Origin of the sequence: Streptomyces vilmorinianum (genome assembly GCF_005517195.1) — a bacterium.
GTDB lineage: Bacteria > Actinomycetota > Actinomycetes > Streptomycetales > Streptomycetaceae > Streptomyces > Streptomyces vilmorinianum.
Window position 1 is genome coordinate 6,649,568 of the sequence record NZ_CP040244.1, and the last position, 19,916, is coordinate 6,669,483.

A 19,916-nucleotide genomic window follows, 5' to 3' on the forward strand; every position below is an offset into this window, starting at 1 on the left:
ACCCGCGGCTGCCGGACGAGCAGGTGCCTCAGGCGATGCGGTCCAGGACGATCGGCTTCGGGGTGAACTCCGTGCCCGCGGGCGCGATGTCCCAGGCCGTCTCCAGGGGCTTCAGGGCGTACTCGAACTTCTCCGGGGTGTCCGTGTGCAGGGTCAGCAGCGGCTGGCCCGCGGTCACCGTGTCGCCCGGCTTGGCGTGGAGTTCGACGCCCGCGCCCGCCTGGACCGGGTCCTCCTTGCGCGCGCGGCCGGCGCCCAGGCGCCAGGCGGCGATGCCGATGTCGTACGCGTCGAGGCGGGTGAGGACGCCCGTCGAGGGGGCGGTGACGACGTGCTGCTCGCGGGCGACCGGGAGGGTCGCGTCCGGGTCGCCGCCCTGGGCCGCGATCATGCGGCGCCAGACGTCCATCGCCGAGCCGTCCGCCAGCGCCTTCGCCGGGTCCGCGTCCTTCACGCCCGCCGCGTCGAGCATCTCGCGGGCCAGCGCGATCGTCAGCTCGACGACGTCCGCCGGGCCGCCGCCCGCCAGGACCTCCACCGACTCGCGGACCTCCAGCGCGTTGCCGGCGGTCAGGCCGAGCGGGGTCGACATGTCGGTGAGCAGGGCGACCGTCCTCACACCGCTGTCGGTGCCGAGGCCGACCATCGTCCGCGCCAGTTCCCGCGCGTCCTCGATGGTCTTCATGAAGGCGCCGGTGCCGACCTTGACGTCCAGGACCAGCGAGCCCGTGCCCTCGGCGATCTTCTTCGACATGATCGAGGAGGCGATCAGCGGGATCGCCTCGACCGTGCCGGTGACGTCGCGCAGCGCGTAGAGCTTCTTGTCGGCGGGGGCCAGGCCGTCGCCCGCCGCGCAGATCACCGCGCCGGTGGTGTCGAGGACGTGCAGCATCTCCTCGTTGGAGAGCAGGGCGCGCCAGCCGGGGATGGACTCCAGCTTGTCGAGCGTGCCGCCCGTGTGGCCGAGACCCCGGCCGGAGAGCTGCGGCACGGCCGCGCCGCAGGCGGCGACGAGCGGGGCGAGCGGGAGGGTGATCTTGTCGCCGACCCCACCGGTGGAGTGCTTGTCGGCGGTCGGGCGCGAGAGGGACGAGAAGTCCATCCGCTCGCCGCTCGCGATCATCGCGGCGGTCCAGCGGGCGATCTCGGCGCGGTTCATGCCGTTGAGCAGGATGGCCATGGCCAGGGCGGACATCTGCTCGTCGGCGACCTCGCCGCGGGTGTAGGCGTCGATGACCCAGTCGATCTGCTCGGGGCTCAGCTCGCCCTTGTCCCGCTTGGTGCGGATGACGGAGATGACGTCCATGGTGGTGCCTCTTTCTACGCGCATAGAGGGGGAAAGGAGGAGCGGCCCTTCCCATCGTGCCGGAAGGGCCGCTCCGAGGTACTACCTGAGGTGGTCCGGGCCGAAGGCCTGCGGGAGCATCTCGGCCAGCGTGACGAACCCGGCCGGGGTCTCCAGTACGAGATCGGGGCCGCCGAACTCGTACAGCAGCTGCCTGCACCGGCCGCAGGGCACCAGCGGCTCGCCCCGCCCGTCCACGCACACGAAGTGCGTGAGCCGGCCGCCGCCGGTCGCCTGGAGCTGCGAGACCAGTCCGCACTCGGCGCACAGGGAGAGTCCGTACGAGGCGTTCTCCACGTTGCAGCCGCTGACCACCCGTCCGTCGTCGACGAGGGCGGCGACGCCGACCGGGAAGCCCGAGTACGGGGCGTACGCCCGGGACATGGCGTCCCGGGCGGCCACGCGCAGGGCCTCCCAGCCGATGGCGGGCGTGCTGGTCACTTGCCCTCGCCCTTGCGGTACCGCATGCCGTCCGCCTTCGGCATCCGCAGGCGCTGCGCGGAGAGCGACAGCACCAGCAGGGTCACCACGTACGGCGTGGCGCTGACGAACTCGACCGGGACCGTCTCCGTGCCGAGGTACCAGATCAGCACGCCGACACCGATGACGGTGGCGATCGAGGAGGTGATCCAGCGCTTCTGGTACGCCTTCCAGGCCGCGATGGCGACCAGGACCGCGAAGAGCAGCAGGAGCAGCGCGTGCACGGACTCGCCGCCGCTGCGCAGCTGGAGCGCGTCGGCGAAGCCGAAGAGCCCCGCGCCCATGGCGAGGCCGCCCGGCCGCCAGTTGCCGAAGATCATCGCCGCGAGGCCGATGTAGCCACGGCCGCCGGTCTGGCCCTCGTTGTAGATGTGCGAGGTGACCAGCGACAGGAAGGCGCCGCCGAGACCGGCGAGACCACCGGAGACGATCACGGCGATGTACTTGTACTTGTAGACGTTGACGCCGAGGGACTCGGCGGCGATCGGGTTCTCGCCGCAGGAGCGCAGGCGCAGACCGAACGCGGTCTTCCACAGCACGAAGAACGTGCCGATCACCAGCAGCACGGCGAGGATCGTGACCAGCGAGAGGTTGGTGACCAGGCCGCCGAGGATGCCGGCGATGTCCGAGACCAGGAACCAGTGGTGCTTCTCGATGTCGGCCAGCCAGTCGGACAGACCCGGGACGGTGATCGAGGTGATCTCCTCGGCCGGCGGGGACTGCTTGGGGCTGCCGCCCTTCTCCGCCGCCTCACCGGTGTTGAACCACAGCTTGGCGAAGTAGGTGGTGATACCGACGGCCAGGATGTTGATCGCGATACCGGAGATGATGTGGTCGACGCCGAAGGTGACGGTGGCGACCGCGTGCAGCAGACCGCCGAACATGCCGCCCACGATGCCGGCGAGGACGCCGATCCAGGGGCTGGTCTGCCAGCCGGCCCAGGCACCGAAGAAGGTGCCGAGGATCATCATGCCTTCGAGGCCGATGTTGACCACGCCCGCGCGCTCGGACCACAGACCACCGAGACCGGCGAGGCCGATCGGCACGGCGAGCGAGAGCGCGGCGCTGATCTGGCCGGCCGAGGTGAGGTCCTGCGCGCCGGTGATGGCGCGGACGGCGGAGAGGGCGATGAGCCCGCCCGCGACGATCAGCAGGATCCAGGGCAGGGAGAGGCGGGTGCGGCCGCCCTTGCCGCCGGCCACCTTGGGAGCGGCGGGCGGCGGGGTGGAAGTCGCCGTGGCGGTCACGCCGACACCTCCGTCGTGTCGTGGGAACGGGCCTGGGCGGCGAGCTTCTCGCCGACCTGGCGCTGCTGGCGCTTGAGGCCGTAGCGGCGCACGACCTCGTAGGCGATGACGACGCAGAGGACGATGACGCCCTGCATGACGCCGACGATCTCCTTGTCGTAGTCCTCGAACTCGAGCTTCTGGGAGCCGCGCTCAAGGAAGCCCCAGAGGATCGCGGCGAGCGCGATGCCGACCGGGTGGTTGCGGCCCAGCAGCGCGATGGCGATACCGGTGAAGCCGATGCCGACGGGGAAGTCGCCGCCGAACTCGTACGAGTCGTTGAGCAGCGTCGGCATACCGATCAGACCGGCCATGCCGCCGGAGATCAGCATGGAGGTGACGACCATCTTCTTGACGTTGACACCGCTGGCGGCGGCGGCCGTGTCGGACTGGCCGACGGTGCGCAGGTCGAAGCCGAAGCGGGTGCGCGACAGCGTGAACCAGTACGCGACGCCCGCGATGACCGCGATCACGACGAAGCCGTAGACCGGGGTCGGCGTGGTCGGGAACTCGAAGAAGTGCGAGGACTCCGGCAGCGGGGTCGTGGCGACCTTGGTGCCGGCCGCGTCCAGGTGGCCGAGGCGGCCGGGCTGGAGGAGGTAGCCGATGATCGCGGTCGCGATGAAGTTCAGCATGATCGTGGAGACGACCTCGCTGACACCCCGGGTGGTCTTGAGGACACCGGCGATGCCCGCCCACATGGCGCCGACGATCATCGCGGTGATGATGATCAGCGGGATCTGGACGATGCCCGGCAGGGTCAGCGCGCCACCGACGGCGGCGGCGAAGAAGGCCGCGAGACGGTACTGGCCGTCGACACCGATGTTGAACAGGTTCATGCGGAAGCCGATGGCCACCGCGATGCCCGCCAGGTAGTACGTCGTCGCCTTGTTGATGATGTAGACCTGGCTGTCCGACTTCACGCCGTAGTCGAACATGATCCCGAAGGCGCTGAACGGCTCCTTGCCGGTGGCCGCGAGCACCAGGGCGGTGATCAGGAAGGCGGCGACGATCGCGAGCAGCGGGGCCGCGATGCCCAGGAGCAGCCGCTCCTTGTCGAACTTCTTCATCGGGCCTCGTCCTCCGGGCCGTCGGTGCCCTCAGGGCTTTCTTCGTGCTCAAGGTGGCCGGCGGCGGCACCGGTCATGGCCGAGCCGAGCTCCTCCGGGGTGATGGTCGCCGGGTCGGCGTCCGCGACCAGCCGGCCGCGGTACATCACGCGCAGGGTGTCGGAGAGACCGATCAGCTCGTCGAGGTCGGCGGAGATCAGCAGCACCGCCAGGCCCTCGCGCCGCGCCGCCCGGATCTGGTCCCAGATCTGGGCCTGCGCGCCGACGTCCACGCCACGGGTGGGGTGCGCGGCGATCAGCAGCTTGGGGTTGTGGCTCATCTCGCGGCCGACGATCAGCTTCTGCTGGTTGCCGCCGGAGAGGGAGGCCGCGGTGACCTCGATGCCGGGGGTGCGGACGTCGTACTCGCGCACGATCCGCTCGGTGTCCTTGCGGGCGGCCTTGAGGTCCAGGACCGCGCCCTTGGAGTTCGGCCTCTCGGTGACGTGGCCGAGGATGCGGTTCTCCCAGAGGGGGGCCTCCAGGAGCAGCCCGTGCCGGTGGCGGTCCTCGGGGATGCAGCCGATGCCCTCCTCGCGCCGCTTGCGCGTCGGCGCGGTGGAGATGTCGTCGCCGTCCAGGGTCACCACACCGCGGTCGGCGTGGCGCATGCCCATGATCGTGTCGACGAGCTCGGACTGGCCGTTGCCCTCGACACCGGCGATGCCGAGCACCTCACCCTTGTGGATGGTGAAGCCGATGCCGTCGAGGACCGCGCGGACCACGCCGTCGGGGTCGACGGCGCTCAGGGACAGGTCCCGGACGGTCAGCATCGGCACGTCCGTCACCGTCGACTCGCGGGTCTCCGGGGAGGGCAGCTCGGCGCCGACCATCAGCTCGGCGAGCTGCTTGGTGGTGGTGTGCTTCGGGTCGGCGGTGCCGACCGTGGTGCCGCGCCTGATCACGGTGATCTCGTCGGCGACCGACAGGACCTCGCCCAGCTTGTGCGAGATGAAGATGACGGTGAGGCCCTCGGCCTTGAGCTCGCGCAGGTTGTCGAAGAGCGCGTCGACCTCCTGCGGGACGAGCACGGCGGTCGGCTCGTCGAGGATCAGGGTGCGGGCGCCGCGGTAGAGGACCTTGAGGATCTCCACGCGCTGGCGGTCGGCCACACCGAGGTCCTCCATGAGGGCGTTCGGGCGGATGCCGAGGCCGTACGCGTCGGAGATCTCCTTGATCTTGGCGCGGGCCTTGTCACCGATTCCGTACAGCTTCTCGGAGCCGAGGACGACGTTCTCGAGGACGGTGAGGTTGTCCGCGAGCATGAAGTGCTGGTGCACCATGCCGACGCCGCGGGCGATGGCATCGCCGGGGTCGTGGAACGTCACCTGCTCGCCGTCGACCGTGATGGTGCCCTCGTCCGGCTTCTGCATGCCGTAGAGGATCTTCATCAGGGTCGACTTGCCCGCGCCGTTCTCGCCCACGAGGGCGTGCACGGTGCCGCGGCGCACGGTGATGTCGATGTCGTGGTTGGCCACGACGCCGGGGAAACGCTTGGTGATGCCGCGGAGTTCTACGGCGTTCGGACTACTGGGGCTGGAGGCTTTGATGACGCACTCTCCTAGGCAGGGAGCGTGAGGAGGATGAGCTGGCTGAGCGGGCTGGGACGCAGGCGCTGTCGGTGGCGAAAAATACCCTGTGGGCCCGACGCTACGCGCGTAGCATTTGGAAAATCGTTCAACTGCCCGCGGGCGTACGACTGAAGGGGGCCCGGAGTGTCGGCCGAAGCCGCTCTCCGGGCCCCCTGTCCGACGTGCGTCAGAGGGTCGTGTTGACCTTGATCTGACCGTCGACGATCTTCTTCTTGGCCGCGTCGATCTGGGCCTGGATGTCCTGGAGGTGGCCACCCGTGGTGGTGAGGGAGACACCGTCCTCGGCCAGCGAGTAGGTGTGCGTGCCGGTCATCGGCTTGCCGTCCTGGACGGACTTGACGAGCTCGAAGACACCGGTGTCGACGTTCTTGACGACCGAGGTCAGGATCGAGCCGGCGTACTTGGACAGCGCCGGGTCCTTGGCCTGGTCCGAGTCGACGCCGATCGCCCAGGTGCCCGGCTTGGCGGCGACGGCCTCGATGGCGCCGGCGCCCGAGCCGCCCGCGGCGGCGTAGATGACGTCGATGCCCTTGTCGAGCATGCCCTTGGCGGCGGCCTTGCCCTTGTCGGGGGCGCCGAAGCCGGACATGTCCGTACCGGTGGACAGGTACTGGATCTGGACCGAGGCGTTCGGCTTGGTGTCCTTGACACCCTGCTGGAAGCCCGCGGCGAACTTCTTGATCAGCGGGATGTCGACGCCGCCGATGAAGCCGATCTGGCCGTCCTTGGACTTCAGCGCGGCCGCGACACCGGCGAGGTAGGAGCCCTGCTCCTCGGTGAAGACGATCGAGTCGACGTTCTTCGCCTCGGAGACCGAGTCGACCAGGCCGAAGGTGACGTTCGGGTACTTGGCCGCGACCTTGTCGATCGCGTCCTTGTAGGCGAAGCCGACACCGATGACGGGGTTGAAGCCGCCCTCGGCGAGGGACGCCAGGCGCTGCTCACGGTCGGCCGGGGTCTCACCGGTCTTGGCGGTGAGCTCCTTGGTCTCGACACCGAGGTCGGCCTTGGCCTTGTCGAGACCGCGCGCGGCGGAGTCGTTGAAGGAGTTGTCGCCACGGCCGCCGACGTCGTAGGCCATACCGACCTTGACGGCGCCCTTGTCGGAGCCGGAGTCCTCGGTGGAGGACTCGCCGCAGGCGGTGGCGGTGAGAGCGAGGGCCGCGGTCGCGATGGACGCGGAAACGATCTTGGATACCCGGCGCAAGAGGAGGGTCCCTTCGAGACTGACCGAAAGCGCCTCTTCCGGCGCTGGTTTCGCGGCGATCGTAACGCGCGTAGATGTCAGTTAAAGACCCGTTCATGAGTCGTTATCGGATCGTCGCGAACCAGCCAGAACCCAGGCGAGGCATGAACGTAACGGAGCGTACACGCGGACGGCCCGTCCGGCCCACTGACGGGGCCGAACGGGCCGTTGGGCACGTGCGAGGCCGAGCCCCGCGGGCGCCCGGTCAGGACTGGGTCAGGTTCTCCACATAGCGGCCGACGACATAGCGGCTGCCGTCCGTGGAGCAGGTGTAGCTGGAGGTCTTGGCCTCCGAGTAGCCGTAGTGGCTGCTGTACCAGGGGCCGTAGAACTTGGCGGTCGCGGTGCTGTTCCACGCGCGGCACGTGACCACGACACGGTGCTTCGAGGAGCCACCGTTCCAGCACTTCGCGTAGCCCGTGTAGCCGTTGTCCCACACGTCACAGCTCGCGCCCAGGACACCCGCCTCGCCCGCGGCGGCGGGCGTGGCCGTTCCGACTCCGGCGAGCAGCAGCGACAGCGCGGCACCCGCCACGGCTGCACCTCGTGAAACCTTGCGCATGGACGTCCCCTCCGTTGGTCCCCGTTGGATGATCATCACCGATCATGGAGCCCTCCGGGAGGCCTTATCCATGCCTGCCACCGCACCCTTGGGGGCGTGATCACTGCCGAGGGATGATCTTGACAGCGACGACCGGGCTCAGCCCTGTCCGTCCGGGCTCAGCCCCGTCCGCCCAGCAGGGCGGCGGCCGTGAACAGCTCCACGCCGACCTCGATCGCGTCCTCGTCGACGTCGAAGTCCCCGCAGTGCAGGTCTCGGCGCGTGGGGTCACCCGGAGTGCGCACGCCGAGGCGGGCCATGGCGCCCGGGACGTGCTCCAGGTACCAGGAGAAGTCCTCGCCGCCCAGGCTCTGCTCGGTGTCCTCGATCGCGTACGGTCCGCGGCGGGCCGTCATCGCGTCACGGAGCAGCTCGGTGATCACCGGGTCGTTGACGACCGGGGGGACACCGCGGACGTAGTTGATGGTCGACTTCGCGCGGTGGAGGGTGGCGATCTCGTCGATCGCCGCGTGCACCAGGTCCGGCGCGTCCCGCCAGCCCGGGAGGTCGAGGCAGCGGACGGTGCCGGAGAGCTCGGCGTGCTGCGGGATCACGTTGCACGCGTGGCCGGCCTCGATACGGCCCCAGGTGACCGCGAGACCCGAGCGGGCGTCCACCCGGCGGGCCAGCAGGGCCGGGACGTCGGTGGCGATCCGGGCCGCGGCGGTGACCAGGTCGGTGGTCAGGTGCGGGCGGGCCGTGTGGCCGCCCGGGCCGTCGAGCGTGACCTCGAGGCGGTCGCAGGCGGAGGTGATGGGGCCCGGGCGCAGCCCGATCCGGCCGGCGTCCACCTTCGGGTCGCAGTGCACGGCGATGATCCGGCCGACCCCGTCCAGGACACCGGACTCGATGGCGTCGGTGGCGCCGCCGGGCAGCACCTCCTCGGCGGGCTGGAAGATCAGCCGCACGGCGTTCGGCAGCAGACCCTGCCGGTCGAGCTCGGCGAGGACGAGCCCGGCGCCGAGGACGGTGGTGGTGTGGACGTCGTGGCCGCACGCGTGGGCCCGGTTGGGCACGGTGGAGCGGTACGCGACGGTCTTGACGTCCGGGATGGGCAGCGCGTCGATGTCGGCGCGGATCGCCAGCATGGGGCGTACCCGGCCCACCCGTCGCCCGCCGCCACCCTTGTCCGAGCTTCGCGCCCCTTCCGAAGTGCCGATGTCGCACACGAGCCCCGTGCCCGTCGCGAGGACCTTCGGCGCCAGTCCGGCCGCCTCCAGGCGGGCCTTGAGGGCCGCGGTGGTGCGGATCTCCTGGTTGCCGAGCTCGGGGTGCATGTGCAAGTCGCGGCGGAAGGCGATCAGTTCGGCGCGCAGCGTTGCGGACACCGTTCCGGGCAGAACGACGGAGCCGGGCTCACGGGACTTCAAGTGGTTCACCTTTTGAAGGGTAGGCCCCTTCAGAGATCAACTGCCCGTTGATCACGAAAACTTCAGCCCGATAGGGGAAAGAAAGTGGGTTCACGAGGCATGACGGCCATCCCTTGTGGGTAAGCTCACCCGAATTCGAGACGTTGTGACGACGACGTGGTGAGACGGTCGACCTCGAAGGCCGCCGTGCCCGCGACCCCCGCCAGGAAGCCCTGGGCCCGCGGGGAGGCGTTCTCCCTGAGCCACTCGGGCGCGATCTCGCAGACCGCGACCTTCACTCCCGTACCGGCGAGCGCCAGCGGCAGGGTGTGCACCACCGTCGAGGGGAAGCTGACCACCGTGCGGCCGATCGGGCCGCGCCGGGCGATCAGCTCCAGCGGCAGATCCGGCCGGACGATCTCCAGACCGGTCTCCACCGCGATCCGGTGCAGTTTCTCCGTGCTCTCGCGGCGGTGCGCGAAGTAGCGGGTGGCGCCGTGGTCGCCGGCCAGGTCGGCGACGGCCCGCGCGTACCGGTCGGGGTCGACCACGCCCGTCTCGACCAGCGAGGTCCCCACCAGGTCCGCGCCGCGGGTGAGGCGGGGCGGGCCGAAGCGGGCGCGGGTCCACGCGAAGGTGTTCGCGGTGACGACGGTGCCCGGCGGCGGGTCGACCGGGAGCGAGGTGAAGATCTCGACCGTACGGCGGCGGGTGGGGGCCAGCTTGCGCCGGGCGGCGGCGGAGACCGGGGCGAGGACGAGTTCGCGCGGTCCGCCGCTGCCGCGCCGGTGCCAGCGCACGAGGCGTTCGCCGCGGGCCAGTTGGGCGGCGTACTCCATGGTGGCGGTGCCGTCGTCGACGACGGTCAGATGCTTCGGGGCGAAGAGGGTGAGCAGGAGCTGGACGTAGCGGGAGAAGGGGTCTCCGACGATCACCCGCTCCGCGGCCCGCAGCAGCGGGGCGAGGTCCCGCAGCGTACGGGGCAGCGAGCCGCGGCCGTCCCGGGCCTCCTGCCAGCGGACACTGAACCCGTCGTCGCGGGCCAGTTGGGCCATCCGCCGCAGCTGGCCGCGGGACATGGGGTCGTTCGGCGAGAGGACGACGATGGTGAGGGCGGCTGCCGGGACCTCTGCTCCACCCGGTGTGGGCGTTCGTTCCGCTGGGGCGGAACGGGTGGGCACAACGGACGGCGCCCCTGCCGGGCCCAGGCTCCCCGCGCCTGGCGGTGCGCACGGGGGCGGCGCCGTCGCATGGTGGGGCAGGGCGGAGCCCGGCCTGCCCGGGACTCCGGGCAGGCCGGGACCGCTGGGGTCCGCGGCAGCGGACTGGGCGTGCGCCCACTCCAGGACGTTCAGGAGCTGGACCGGGCTCTCGACGAACGCCAGCAGGCCGGTCATGCGGCGACGAGCCCCTGGACCCGGCGGAGCTTCTTCATGGGGCCGAGCTCGGACTCGTACACCTTCTTGACGCCGTCGCCGAGCGCGGTCTCGATGGTGCGGATGTCGCGGACCAGGCGCTGCAGGCCCTGCGGCTCGACGGAGGCGGCCTGGTCGGAGCCCCACATCGCGCGGTCGAGGGTGATGTGGCGCTCGACGAAGGTGGCGCCGAGGGCGACGGCGGCCAGCGTGGTCTGCAGGCCGGTCTCGTGGCCGGAGTAGCCGATCGGGACGTTCGGGTACTCCTCCTTCAGCGTGTCGATCACGCGGAGGTTGAGCTCCTCGGCCTTGGCCGGGTAGGTCGAGGTCGCGTGGCAGAGCAGGATGTTGTCCGAGCCGAGGACCTCGACCGCGTGGCGGATCTGCTTCGGGGTGGACATGCCGGTGGAGAGGATGACCGTGCGGCCGGTGGCGCGCAGGGCGCGCAGCAGCTCGTCGTCCGTGAGGGAGGCGGAGGCGACCTTGTGGGCCGGGACGTCGAACTTCTCCAGGAACGCGACGGCCTCGGTGTCCCACGGGGAGGCGAACCAGTCGATGCCGCGCTTCTTGCAGTGCTCGTCGATGGCGCGGTACTCGTCCTCGCCGAACTCCACACGGTGGCGGTAGTCGATGTACGTCATCCGGCCCCAGGGGGTGTCGCGCTCGATGTCCCACTGGTCGCGCGGGGTGCAGATCTCGGGGGTCCGCTTCTGGAACTTCACGGCGTCGCAGCCGGCGTCGGCGGCGACGTCGATGAGCGCGAGGGCGTTGTCGAGCTCGCCGTTGTGGTTGATGCCGATCTCACCGGTGACGTATACGGGCTGTCCCGGGCCGGCGGTCTTGCTGCCGAAGGTGCGCGTGCGCGTGTTCATGTTCTTGGCGTTCCTTACGCGTTGGGGGTGTGGAGCTCGGGTCCGAGAAGCCAGGCCGCGATCTCGCGGACAGCACCGGAACCACCGGGGGTGAGGGTCACCGCGCGGGCGGCGGCCCGTACGGAGTCGTGGGCGCTCGCCACCGCGACGGGCCAGCCGACGAGGTGGAAGCACGGGAGGTCGTTGACGTCGTTGCCGGCGTAGAGCACGCGCTGGGGGTCGATCCCCTGCTCCTCGCACCACTGCTTGAGGGCGAGGTCCTTGCGGTCGATGCCGTGCAGGACGGGGATGTTCAGCTTGCGGGCGCGGGCGGCGACGACGGCGTTCTGCTCGGTGGAGAGGATCAGGACCGGCAGTCCGGCGCGGCGCAGGGCGGCGATGCCGAGGCCGTCGCCGCGGTGCGCGGAGACGAACTCGCGTCCCTCGGCGTCGAGATGGACCCGGTCGTCGGTCTGGGTGCCGTCGAAGTCGAGAACCACGGCGTCGATGTCGTCGAGACCGGGCGTCATGGGGGTGTCGAGCAGCGGTGCGAGCGCGCGGGCGCGGGCGAGGTCGTGCGGGTCGTCGATCTCCAGGACCCGGGCGGGGTCGGTGACGACGAGGGCGGTGCGTCCGAAGAAGCGGTGCCGGTGGGTACGGAAGCCCTCGGCGGCCATCGCGTAGGCGGCGCCGGTCTCCAGGTACTCGGCCTCCCGGTCCTGGCGGCGGGGGCGGTGGGCCTTGTCGTGGTTGACGCCGTACGCCCCGGCGGCGGGCACGGTCGGCGTTCCCGCGTCCGTGGCGGTCGGCTCGGCGGCGCTCACCTCGGCGGTCGGCTCGGTGGCGGTCGGCTCGGTGGCGGTCACCTCGGCGGCGGTCACCTCGGCGGTCGGCTCGGCGGCGGTCGGCTCGGCGGTGAGCTGCGCGCCGTCGGAGGCGGGCTCCGGGCGCCCCGCGGGCGCGGGCGCGGCCTCGCGCCACAGGAAGCCGTGGGTCGGGGCCGCCGTGAAGGCGGTGTCGGCGCCACCGGTGGTGATCTTCTCGACGGTGCCGTTCACCTCCTCCGGCGTGAGGAAGGGGCTCGTGCACTGGACCAGGAGGACCACGTCCACGCGGCGGCCGCTCGTGGCCTCGAAGGCGTCCATCGCGTGCAGGACCGCCGACTCGCTGGTCGCCGTGTCGCCCGCGATCGACGCCGGGCGGTGGATCGCCTCCGCGCCGGCCGACCGGGCCTCCGCCGCGATCGCCGCGTCGTCCGTGGAGACGACGACGTCGGTGACCAGCCGGGCGCCGAGGCAGGCGCGGATCGCGCGGGAGACCAGCGGGACACCCGCCACCGGGGCGAGGTTCTTGGCGGGGACGCCCTTGGAGCCGCCCCTCGCCGGGATGACGGCCAGCACGGTCGTGGTCATCAGAGTTCTCCAAGACGGCGGATGACGGGGGCCACGCGCTGCACGCCGTGGCGGTACGCGCCCCGCGCCGCCTCCCGGACGATCCGGCGCAGCCCGCTGTCGCGGGGCTCCGGCGCGGTCACGTCGAGGCGGTGGCGGGCGAGGATCCCGGGCAGGTACCCGGGAGCCGTCTCCGCTGTGTAGTAGGGGGTGATCGGGGGCAGCGCGGGGCCCGCGAGGAGTGCGGCGACCCGTGCCCGGGCCGCGTCGAAGGCGGTCTCGTACGAGCCCTCGGGGGCGACGCCCTGCCGGTCGAGCCACTCCTTGTCCGGCTCCGGGCGCACGTCCGCGTCGAGCCGGTCGAAGGAGGTCAGCAGCCCCGAGCCGATGAAGTGGTGGTTGCCGAGGACCTCGCGCACACCCAGGTCGGTGAGGATCGCCGTGGGGATGCGCCGGTGCAGCGCTTCGAGGGCGGCCGTCGAGGAGACCGTGACCAGCAGGTCGGTGCGGTCCAGGACCTCGCCCATGTGCCCGTAGACCAGGCGGAAGTTGGGCGGGGTGTCCAGATCGCGTACGAGCTTCTGGTACGGCAGCTCCTCCAGGTGCGTCGTGTGCTCGCCCGGCTTGGAGCGGAGCTTGAGCAGCACCTCCCGCCCCGGGTGCAGCCGGGCGTGCTCGACGAGCCTGCGGAGCAGGTACGTACGGTCGGCCCGGGTGACCGGCACGGACGGCTGGGCGGCGAAGACGAGGGTGTCCCGGCCGGCCTCGGGAGCGTAGGGCGCGCCGCCGAGGAACGGCAGCGCGGCCTCCACCACCGAGGCGGCGTCGGCGCCCACTCCCTCGTACACGGCGCGGAAACGCTCCGCGTCGTGGCGGGAGTTGGCGAGGACGACGTCCGCGCCGTGGCGCAGCAGCAGCCCGTCGGCGAGCTTCTCGTAGACGACCCCGACGTAGCCGGTGACGACCACCGGGCGGCGTTCCAGGGCCAGTTCGGCGATTCCCTCCAGGACGGCCCGGACCGTGCCACCGACGAGGGCGAGCACGACGACGTCGTAGCCCTCCCCGCGGGCCGCGGCGTCCCGTACCTCACGGAGGAACTCCGCGCCCGTCACCTCGCGCGGGGGGAGTTGGGAGGCCCCGGTCTCGGCGAGCTGGCGCGCGGTCGGCGTGGCCCGGCCCCGGAGGACGAAGCCGGTGGGCTCGGCGGCCGCGATACGGCGTGCGGTGAGCGCGCCCCATTTCCACCGGGTGTCGGAGTCGGCGAGTACGGCGACGCGTACCGCTTCTTTGGTACTTGCTGGCACGTCGAGGACGCTAGAGAGGCATTTCGTTTCCCGGCCCAACTGGGCCACAACAAACGGTGAACAGAGCCTGCCCGCATTCTGAAAACGGATGGGATCGGGGGCGGTTAAGGCGCCCGCCGCTTTGTGTTCACCGAACATCCCTCTGTCGGCCAGAACGAATGCCGGGGCGGCGCCTAGCGTCGGCCGGGTGGTCAAGCTCTCCGTCGTCGTGCCGTTCTTCAACGTGCAGACATATGCCCCCGACACCCTCACAAGCCTGCGTGCCAACGCCCGTGAGGACTTCGAGTTCCTTCTCGTCGACGACTGCTCGACGGACGGGACCCCGGAGCTCCTCGAACGGGCCGCGCGCGAGATCCCGGGGGCCGTCCTCCTCAGACACGAACAGAACGAGGGGCTCGCCACCGCGCGCAACACCGGACTCGACGCGGCCCGTGGCCAGTACCTCGCCTTTCTCGACGGGGACGACTGGCTCTCACCCGGCCACTACGCCCGTCTCGTCGCCTCCATGGACGAGCTGGGCTGCGACTTCCTCCGTACCGACCATGTGCGGTGCACGGGACGCAGCAGGTCGGTGCGCCGGTCCCCGATCGGGCGGCGCGGCGAGGTGCTGCGCCCCCGGGACGCGATCCTGCCGGCCGACCGGACGACCTCGGTGGACTATCCGTACGCCTGGGCGGGGATGTACCACCGGCGGCTGCTCGACCGCGGACTGCTGCACTTCACCCCGGGGCTGCGGACGGCGGAGGACCGGCCCTGGATCTGGAGGCTGCACCGGGAGGCGGAGTCCTTCGCCGCGGTGAGCACACTCGGAATCTTCTACCGGCGTGGAGTGTCCACATCGCTGACGCAGATCGGCGACATCCGGCAACTGGATTTCATCCGCGCATTCGACCAGGTGATCGAGGAAACGGCGAAAGACGTGGATGCGGACCGGCTTCTCCCGAAGGCCGTCCGGACCTATTGCGCGCTTATTTCGCACCACGTCTCCTCCATTGAACGATTCGAACCGGCGGTGGCGAAGAAATTGCGCTCGATGAGTGCGGCGGCGCTGCGGCGCATGCCGCAGGACGTGCTCGGCGAGGCGCTGGCCTCGATGGACGAGCAGCGGGCGGTCGTGCTGCGCAAGCTGCGCCGCCGCCGCGCGGGGACGGTCTCCCTCCCGCAGATCTCGGGCTCGGGGGTCGCCGCGTGAGCACCACCCGGACCACCCAGATCTTCTACGCCTCCACGCTGTACGGCGCGACGACGCTGGCCGCCGCCCTGGACAGCGGCTGCTTCGGCCCGGCCGACCGGCGGCTGCTGCTGGTCGGCAACAACGCGGCGGTGCCGGAGACGACCCCGGCACTGGACCGGATGCCCGGCTTCGAGCGGCTGCGCGGCCGCTTCGACGCCGTGCTGTCCTGGAACGAGGCGATCTCCCCGCTCCACCCCTCCGGCTGGACGCCGCGCGCGGACGACCTGCCCCTGCTCGAACGCCATCTGCGGCTGCTGTGGGGGCTGGGCGACGACCGGCTCGAGATCGCCCTGGAATCGGTGCAGGTGGCGCCGGCCCTGACGATCGCCCGGCTGTTCCCCGAGGCCGCGCTCGATGTGTACGCGGACGGGCTGATGAGCTACGGCCCGACCCGTAACAAGATCGACCCGCTGGTCGGCGAGCGGGTGCGCCGGCTGCTCCATCTCGACCTGGTGCCCGGGCTCGCGCCGCTGCTGCTCGGGGAGTTCGGGGCGAGGGCCGAGGTGGTGCCGACGGAGGCGTTCACGAAGGTGGTCGCCGAGCTGGCGGACGCGGTCGCCGGCCCGGAGGAGGGTCCGGCGCTGCTGCTCGGCCAGTACCTGGCGGCCCTCTCCCTGCTCAGCCCGGCCGAGGAGGAGGAGTTGCACGTACGGATGGTCCGAGGCGCGGTCGCGCGCGGGCACCGGCGGCTCGTCTTCAAGCCGCATCCCACGGCCCCGGACGCCTGGACGCGGCGCCTGGCGCGGGAGGCGGAGGCGCTCGGCGCCGAACTGACCGTCCTCGACCGGCCCGTGCTCGCCGAGGTCGTGTACCGGGAGCAGCGCCCGGCGCTCGTGGTGGGCTGCTTCTCCACGGCGCTGATGACGGCGCGCACCTTCTACGGGATCCCGGTGGCCCGGGTCGGCACCCGGACGCTCCTGGACCGGCTGACCCCGTACCAGAACAGCAACCGCATCCCGGCCACCCTCGTCGACGCGCTCGTCCCGGACCTGGAGGAGGGCGCGGCCCGGGCGGTGGAGGCCCGGGCGGTGGAGGCCCGGGCGGTGGAGGTGCTGGACGCGGAGGCGCTGGCGGGCCTGGTCGCGGCGGTCGGCTTCGCGATGCAGCCCAAGGTCCGCGCGGACCTGCGGGGCGCGGCGGTCCGTCACCTGTCGGGGCCGCTCGCCGAACGGACCCGCCCCTACTTCAAGCGCCGCCGTCTCACCGTCCTGGGCCTCCCGGGCGGCCTTCCGGTCCCCCGCCACCCCAGGGTCCGCCGCCTGGCCCGACGGGCCCTGCGCCTGAAGCGGGCCCTGGCCACATGAGAGGCGGGCCCACCCGGGCGTACCGAGTGGCGTGCCGGGTGGGCGTACCGGGTGGGCCCCTGTGGTTCGGCGGCTACGCGCGCGTGACCGGCTCCTGGAGCTCCGTCACCCACTTCGCCGTGTCGTCCGGGCACTCCAGGTACAGCTCCCTGGCGTAGCCCGCCGACCGGTACCCGTTCGCGTCGATCCAGGTGGCCAGGGTCTGCGCGGTCGGCAGGATGTCGTCCATCGGGCCGCGGTGGACGACCGTCGCCGCCTCCTCCAGGCCCGGCAGGACGACGACCTCGACGCCCTCCGCCTCCGTGCCGTCGGGGACGGTCATGCCGGCGTGGACGACGACCGAGCCGTCGCCGGCGCCCGCGTCCTCGTAGTACGCGATCCCGGGGCCGAACCCGGTGACGCCCGCGGCCCGCAGGCGGTCGCACAGCTCGTCGTACAGGGGCTGGATGACCGGGCCGATGTCGTCCGGTCCGAAGCTCGCGGCGACCCCGCTCAGCTCGGCCAGGCGTACGGGCGGAACCTTCTTGATCACGACGTCCTGCGTGGACATGCGTCCCTCGCTCTCGATGGCTCGGAGCCGCGCGCCGACCTGGGCCAGCCGTCCCGCCGCCTCCGCCAGGGCCGTCTCCAGCTCGGCCTGGCGCAGCCGCAGCATCCCGCGCAGCTCCTCCGCGCCGACCTCCTCGTCGAGGATCGCCCCGACCTGGTCGAGGGTGAAGCCGAGCTCCTTGAGCGCGATGACGCGGTTGAGGCGGGCGAGCTGGTCCGCCTCGTAGAAGCGGTAGCCGCTGTGCGGGTCGACATGGGCCGGGCGCAGCAGTCCGATGGCGTCGTAGTGGCGCAGCATGCGGACCGACACCCGCCCGTGCCGGGCGAAGTCTCCGATGGTGAACATGACGCCCCCTACGCAACGGCCTCACACGGTGTCAGGGTCAAGCACCGGCCAGCGAGAGCTTGGCCGCGAACCCGAGGAAGAGGGCGCCGGCGGCCGTCGTGGCCCCCGCCGAGAGCCGCCTGCGGCGCCGGAACGTGGCCGCCAGCCGCGTCCCGCCGAATATCAGCATCGTGAGGTAGAGGAAGCTGCCGAGCTGCAGCAGCGTGCCGAGGACGAGGAAGGACAGCGCCGGGTAGGCATAGCCGGGGTCCACGAACTGCACGAAGAACGAGACCATGAAGAGGATCGCCTTCGGGTTGAACAGGCTGATGATCAGCGCCCGGCGGTACGGGGCCTCCTCCTGACCGGCCGGGGCCGAGTCGGACTCCTCGACCGCCGTCTCCCCACGCGAACGCCACATCGACCAGGCCGCCCGGAGCATCCCGATCGCCATCCAGCTCAGATAGCCCGCGCCCGCGTACTTCACGATCATGAAGAGCACCGGCGTGGTCTGGAGCAGCGAGGCCGCGCCCAGCGCCGACAGCGTCATCAGGACCGCGTCACCGGTGAAGACCCCGGCGGCGGCCTTGTAACCGGTCCGGGTGCCCTTACGGGCGGCGACGGACAGCACGTACAGCGAGTTCGGCCCCGGGAGAAGGATGATGAGGACGAGACCCGCGAGATAGGTCGGAAGATCGATGACACCCAGCATGAGGCGGAGTGTCGCACGTGGGTACGACACTCCGCTGTGACGTGCGGCCTAGAAGGCGTCGGTCGGGACGTAGGTGCCCCAGACCTCGCGCAGCGCGTTGCAGACCTCGCCGACGGTCGCCCGCGCCTTGAGCGCGTCCTTCATCGGGTAGAGCACGTTGTCCGTGCCCTCGGCGGCCTTCTTCAGCTCGGCGAGGGCCGCGTCCACGGCCGCCTGGTCGCGTTCGGCGCGCAGCTTGGCGAGACGCTCGGCCTGCTGGGCCTCGATCGCCGGGTCGACGCGCAGCGGCTCGTAGGGCTCCTCCACGTCGATCGTGTAGCGGTTGACGCCGACGACGACCCGCTCGCCGCTGTCGGTCTCCTGTGCGATGCGGTAGGCGGAGCGCTCGATCTCGTTCTTCTGGAAGCCGCGCTCGATCGCGTTGACCGCGCCGCCCATGTCCTCGACCTTGGCCATCAGCTCCAGGGCCGCGGCCTCGACGTCGTCCGTCATCTTCTCCACGACGTACGAGCCGGCGAAGGGGTCGACGGTGGCGGTGACGTCCGTCTCGTACGCGAGGACCTGCTGCGTGCGCAGGGCGAGCCGGGCGGACTTGTCCGTCGGCAGGGCGATGGCCTCGTCGAAGGAGTTCGTGTGCAGCGACTGCGTACCGCCGAGGACGGCCGCGAGGCCCTGGACGGCGACGCGCACCAGGTTGACCTCGGGCTGCTGGGCGGTGAGCTGCACGCCGGCGGTCTGGGTGTGGAAGCGGAGCATCAGCGACTTGGGGTTCTTCGCGCCGAACTCCTCCTTCATCACCCGCGCCCAGATCCGGCGGGCGGCCCGGAACTTCGCGACCTCTTCGAGGATCGTCGTACGCGCCACGAAGAAGAAGGAGAGCCGGGGCGCGAAGTCGTCCACGTCCATGCCGGCGGCGACGGCGGTACGGACGTACTCGATGCCGTCGGCGAGGGTGAACGCGATCTCCTGCGCGGGCGAGGCGCCGGCCTCGGCCATGTGGTAGCCGGAGATCGAGATGGTGTTCCACTTCGGGATCTCGGTCTTGCAGTACTTGAAGATGTCCGCGATCAGCCGCAGCGACGGCTTGGGCGGGAAGATGTACGTGCCGCGCGCGATGTACTCCTTGAGCACATCGTTCTGGATGGTGCCGGTCAGCTTGTCGGCCGGGACGCCCTGCTCCTCGCCGACGAGTTGGTAGAGGAGCAGCAGGAGGGCGCCGGGCGCGTTGATGGTCATCGACGTGGAGACCTTGTCCAGCGGGATGCCGTCGAACAGCACGCGCATGTCGTCGATCGAGTCGATGGCCACGCCGACCTTGCCGACCTCGCCCGAGGAGATCGCCGCGTCCGAGTCGTGGCCCATCTGCGTCGGCAGGTCGAAGGCGACGGACAGGCCCATCGTGCCGTTCGCGATCAGCTGCTTGTAGCGTGCGTTGGACTCGACCGCGGTGCCGAAGCCCGCGTACTGCCGCATGGTCCAGGGACGGCCGGTGTACATCGACGGGTACACGCCGCGCGTGAAGGGGTACGAGCCCGGCTCGCCCAGCTTCTCGGCGGGATCCCACCCGTCCAGAGCGTCCGGTCCGTAGACCGGCTCAATGGGCAGCCCCGACTCCGACTCGCGCGCCATCTGTTGTGCCTCCCGATAGACCTACTGAGTGGTATCGACCCTCGCGACGGACTGTAGCGGCGGCCGTGCGACCGGTGGAGGCCAGCACGCTGGGACCTTCCTCACAGGGCCTCTTTCACAGCATGCTCCGGACTTGCCTCAGGTGCGCAACCAAGAGGGCGCGGGAAGCATCCCTAGGTACACACACGACTTTC

At 71.0% G+C, this 19,916-nt stretch carries 17 protein-coding genes; 2 read left to right on the top strand and 15 right to left on the bottom strand.

Going from position 1 to position 19,916, the window contains the following annotated elements; all coding sequences use genetic code 11:
* Window positions 1-28: 28 nt before the first annotated feature.
* From FDM97_RS30770 to FDM97_RS30825, 12 genes are all read right to left on the bottom strand, one after another.
* Window positions 29-1,306, bottom strand: a complete 1,278-nt coding sequence (locus FDM97_RS30770; RefSeq protein WP_137993754.1) for a thymidine phosphorylase — start codon at window positions 1,304-1,306, stop codon at window positions 29-31.
* Between the two features lie 81 nt (window positions 1,307-1,387).
* Window positions 1,388-1,786 carry a cytidine deaminase gene (locus FDM97_RS30775; RefSeq protein ID WP_137993755.1) on the bottom strand — a complete coding sequence of 133 codons (399 nt, stop codon included), beginning with the start codon at window positions 1,784-1,786 and terminating at the stop codon, window positions 1,388-1,390.
* A complete protein-coding gene (locus FDM97_RS30780) occupies window positions 1,783-3,072 on the bottom strand; it encodes an ABC transporter permease (RefSeq protein ID WP_137993756.1) in 1,290 nt (429 codons plus the stop codon). Before FDM97_RS30780 ends, FDM97_RS30775 begins: the two co-directional genes overlap by 4 nt.
* Complete coding sequence (locus FDM97_RS30785; protein ID WP_137993757.1) at window positions 3,069-4,181, bottom strand: ABC transporter permease; 1,113 nt, start codon at window positions 4,179-4,181, stop codon at window positions 3,069-3,071. Before FDM97_RS30785 ends, FDM97_RS30780 begins: the two co-directional genes overlap by 4 nt.
* Window positions 4,178-5,770, bottom strand: coding sequence for an ABC transporter ATP-binding protein (locus FDM97_RS30790; protein WP_137995129.1), 1,593 nt, complete (start codon window positions 5,768-5,770; stop codon window positions 4,178-4,180). The genes FDM97_RS30785 and FDM97_RS30790 overlap by 4 nt, the downstream gene beginning before the upstream one ends.
* A gap of 208 nt (window positions 5,771-5,978) precedes the next feature.
* Window positions 5,979-7,019 carry a BMP family lipoprotein gene (locus FDM97_RS30795; RefSeq protein ID WP_137993758.1) on the bottom strand — a complete coding sequence of 347 codons (1,041 nt, stop codon included), beginning with the start codon at window positions 7,017-7,019 and terminating at the stop codon, window positions 5,979-5,981.
* 244 nt (window positions 7,020-7,263) lie between these two features.
* Window positions 7,264-7,593: a hypothetical protein gene (locus FDM97_RS30800; RefSeq protein ID WP_137993759.1), complete on the bottom strand. Its 330-nt coding sequence runs from the start codon at window positions 7,591-7,593 to the stop codon at window positions 7,264-7,266.
* Window positions 7,594-7,778: 185 nt separating this feature from the next.
* Window positions 7,779-9,038 carry an amidohydrolase gene (locus FDM97_RS30805; protein WP_137993760.1) on the bottom strand — a complete coding sequence of 420 codons (1,260 nt, stop codon included), beginning with the start codon at window positions 9,036-9,038 and terminating at the stop codon, window positions 7,779-7,781.
* 116 nt (window positions 9,039-9,154) lie between these two features.
* Window positions 9,155-10,405 carry a hypothetical protein gene (locus tag FDM97_RS30810; RefSeq protein ID WP_137993761.1) on the bottom strand — a complete coding sequence of 417 codons (1,251 nt, stop codon included), beginning with the start codon at window positions 10,403-10,405 and terminating at the stop codon, window positions 9,155-9,157.
* Window positions 10,402-11,295, bottom strand: coding sequence for an N-acetylneuraminate synthase family protein (locus FDM97_RS30815; protein WP_137993763.1), 894 nt, complete (start codon window positions 11,293-11,295; stop codon window positions 10,402-10,404). Before FDM97_RS30815 ends, FDM97_RS30810 begins: the two co-directional genes overlap by 4 nt.
* Before the next feature lie 14 nt (window positions 11,296-11,309).
* Window positions 11,310-12,686 carry an N-acylneuraminate cytidylyltransferase gene (locus FDM97_RS30820; protein WP_137993765.1) on the bottom strand — a complete coding sequence of 459 codons (1,377 nt, stop codon included), beginning with the start codon at window positions 12,684-12,686 and terminating at the stop codon, window positions 11,310-11,312.
* Window positions 12,686-13,969 carry a DUF6716 putative glycosyltransferase gene (locus FDM97_RS30825; RefSeq protein WP_137993766.1) on the bottom strand — a complete coding sequence of 428 codons (1,284 nt, stop codon included), beginning with the start codon at window positions 13,967-13,969 and terminating at the stop codon, window positions 12,686-12,688. Before FDM97_RS30825 ends, FDM97_RS30820 begins: the two co-directional genes overlap by 1 nt.
* A gap of 187 nt (window positions 13,970-14,156) precedes the next feature.
* Here FDM97_RS30825 and FDM97_RS30830 point away from each other — a divergent pair, with 187 nt between their 5' ends.
* Entirely contained in the window at window positions 14,157-15,161 is a 1,005-nt protein-coding gene (locus FDM97_RS30830) for a glycosyltransferase family 2 protein (protein WP_137993767.1), read from the top strand.
* A complete protein-coding gene (locus FDM97_RS30835; protein WP_137993768.1) occupies window positions 15,158-16,507 on the top strand; it encodes an alpha-2,8-polysialyltransferase family protein in 1,350 nt (449 codons plus the stop codon). The genes FDM97_RS30830 and FDM97_RS30835 overlap by 4 nt, the downstream gene beginning before the upstream one ends.
* A 73-nt stretch (window positions 16,508-16,580) precedes the next feature.
* Here the strand turns inward: FDM97_RS30835 and FDM97_RS30840 are convergent, their stop codons facing one another.
* The 3 genes from FDM97_RS30840 to FDM97_RS30850 are packed head-to-tail and all read right to left on the bottom strand — an operon-like array spanning window position 16,581 to window position 19,722.
* Complete coding sequence (locus tag FDM97_RS30840) at window positions 16,581-17,402, bottom strand: MerR family transcriptional regulator (RefSeq protein ID WP_137993769.1); 822 nt, start codon at window positions 17,400-17,402, stop codon at window positions 16,581-16,583.
* Between the two features lie 37 nt (window positions 17,403-17,439).
* Window positions 17,440-18,093 (bottom strand): leucine efflux protein LeuE, encoded by a 654-nt coding sequence (leuE, locus tag FDM97_RS30845; RefSeq protein WP_137993770.1) that lies wholly within the window; start codon window positions 18,091-18,093, stop codon window positions 17,440-17,442.
* A 48-nt stretch (window positions 18,094-18,141) separates the two neighbouring features.
* Window positions 18,142-19,722: an acyl-CoA mutase large subunit family protein gene (locus FDM97_RS30850; protein WP_137993771.1), complete on the bottom strand. Its 1,581-nt coding sequence runs from the start codon at window positions 19,720-19,722 to the stop codon at window positions 18,142-18,144.
* Between the last annotated feature and the right edge of the window lie 194 nt (window positions 19,723-19,916).

What these genes read in the sequence shown, in the direction of transcription:
- FDM97_RS30770 (WP_137993754.1), bottom strand. Translation starts at nt 1,306, where the DNA reads ATGGACGTCATCTCCGTCATCCGCACCAAGCGGGACAAGGGCGAGCTG.
- FDM97_RS30785 (WP_137993757.1), bottom strand. Translation starts at nt 4,181, where the DNA reads ATGAAGAAGTTCGACAAGGAGCGGCTGCTCCTGGGCATCGCGGCCCCG.
- FDM97_RS30810 (WP_137993761.1), bottom strand. Translation starts at nt 10,405, where the DNA reads ATGACCGGCCTGCTGGCGTTCGTCGAGAGCCCGGTCCAGCTCCTGAAC.
- FDM97_RS30815 (WP_137993763.1), bottom strand. Translation starts at nt 11,295, where the DNA reads ATGAACACGCGCACGCGCACCTTCGGCAGCAAGACCGCCGGCCCGGGA.
- FDM97_RS30820 (WP_137993765.1), bottom strand. Translation starts at nt 12,686, where the DNA reads ATGACCACGACCGTGCTGGCCGTCATCCCGGCGAGGGGCGGCTCCAAG.
- FDM97_RS30840 (WP_137993769.1), bottom strand. Translation starts at nt 17,402, where the DNA reads ATGTTCACCATCGGAGACTTCGCCCGGCACGGGCGGGTGTCGGTCCGC.
- leuE (WP_137993770.1), bottom strand. Translation starts at nt 18,093, where the DNA reads ATGCTGGGTGTCATCGATCTTCCGACCTATCTCGCGGGTCTCGTCCTC.
- FDM97_RS30850 (WP_137993771.1), bottom strand. Translation starts at nt 19,722, where the DNA reads ATGGCGCGCGAGTCGGAGTCGGGGCTGCCCATTGAGCCGGTCTACGGA.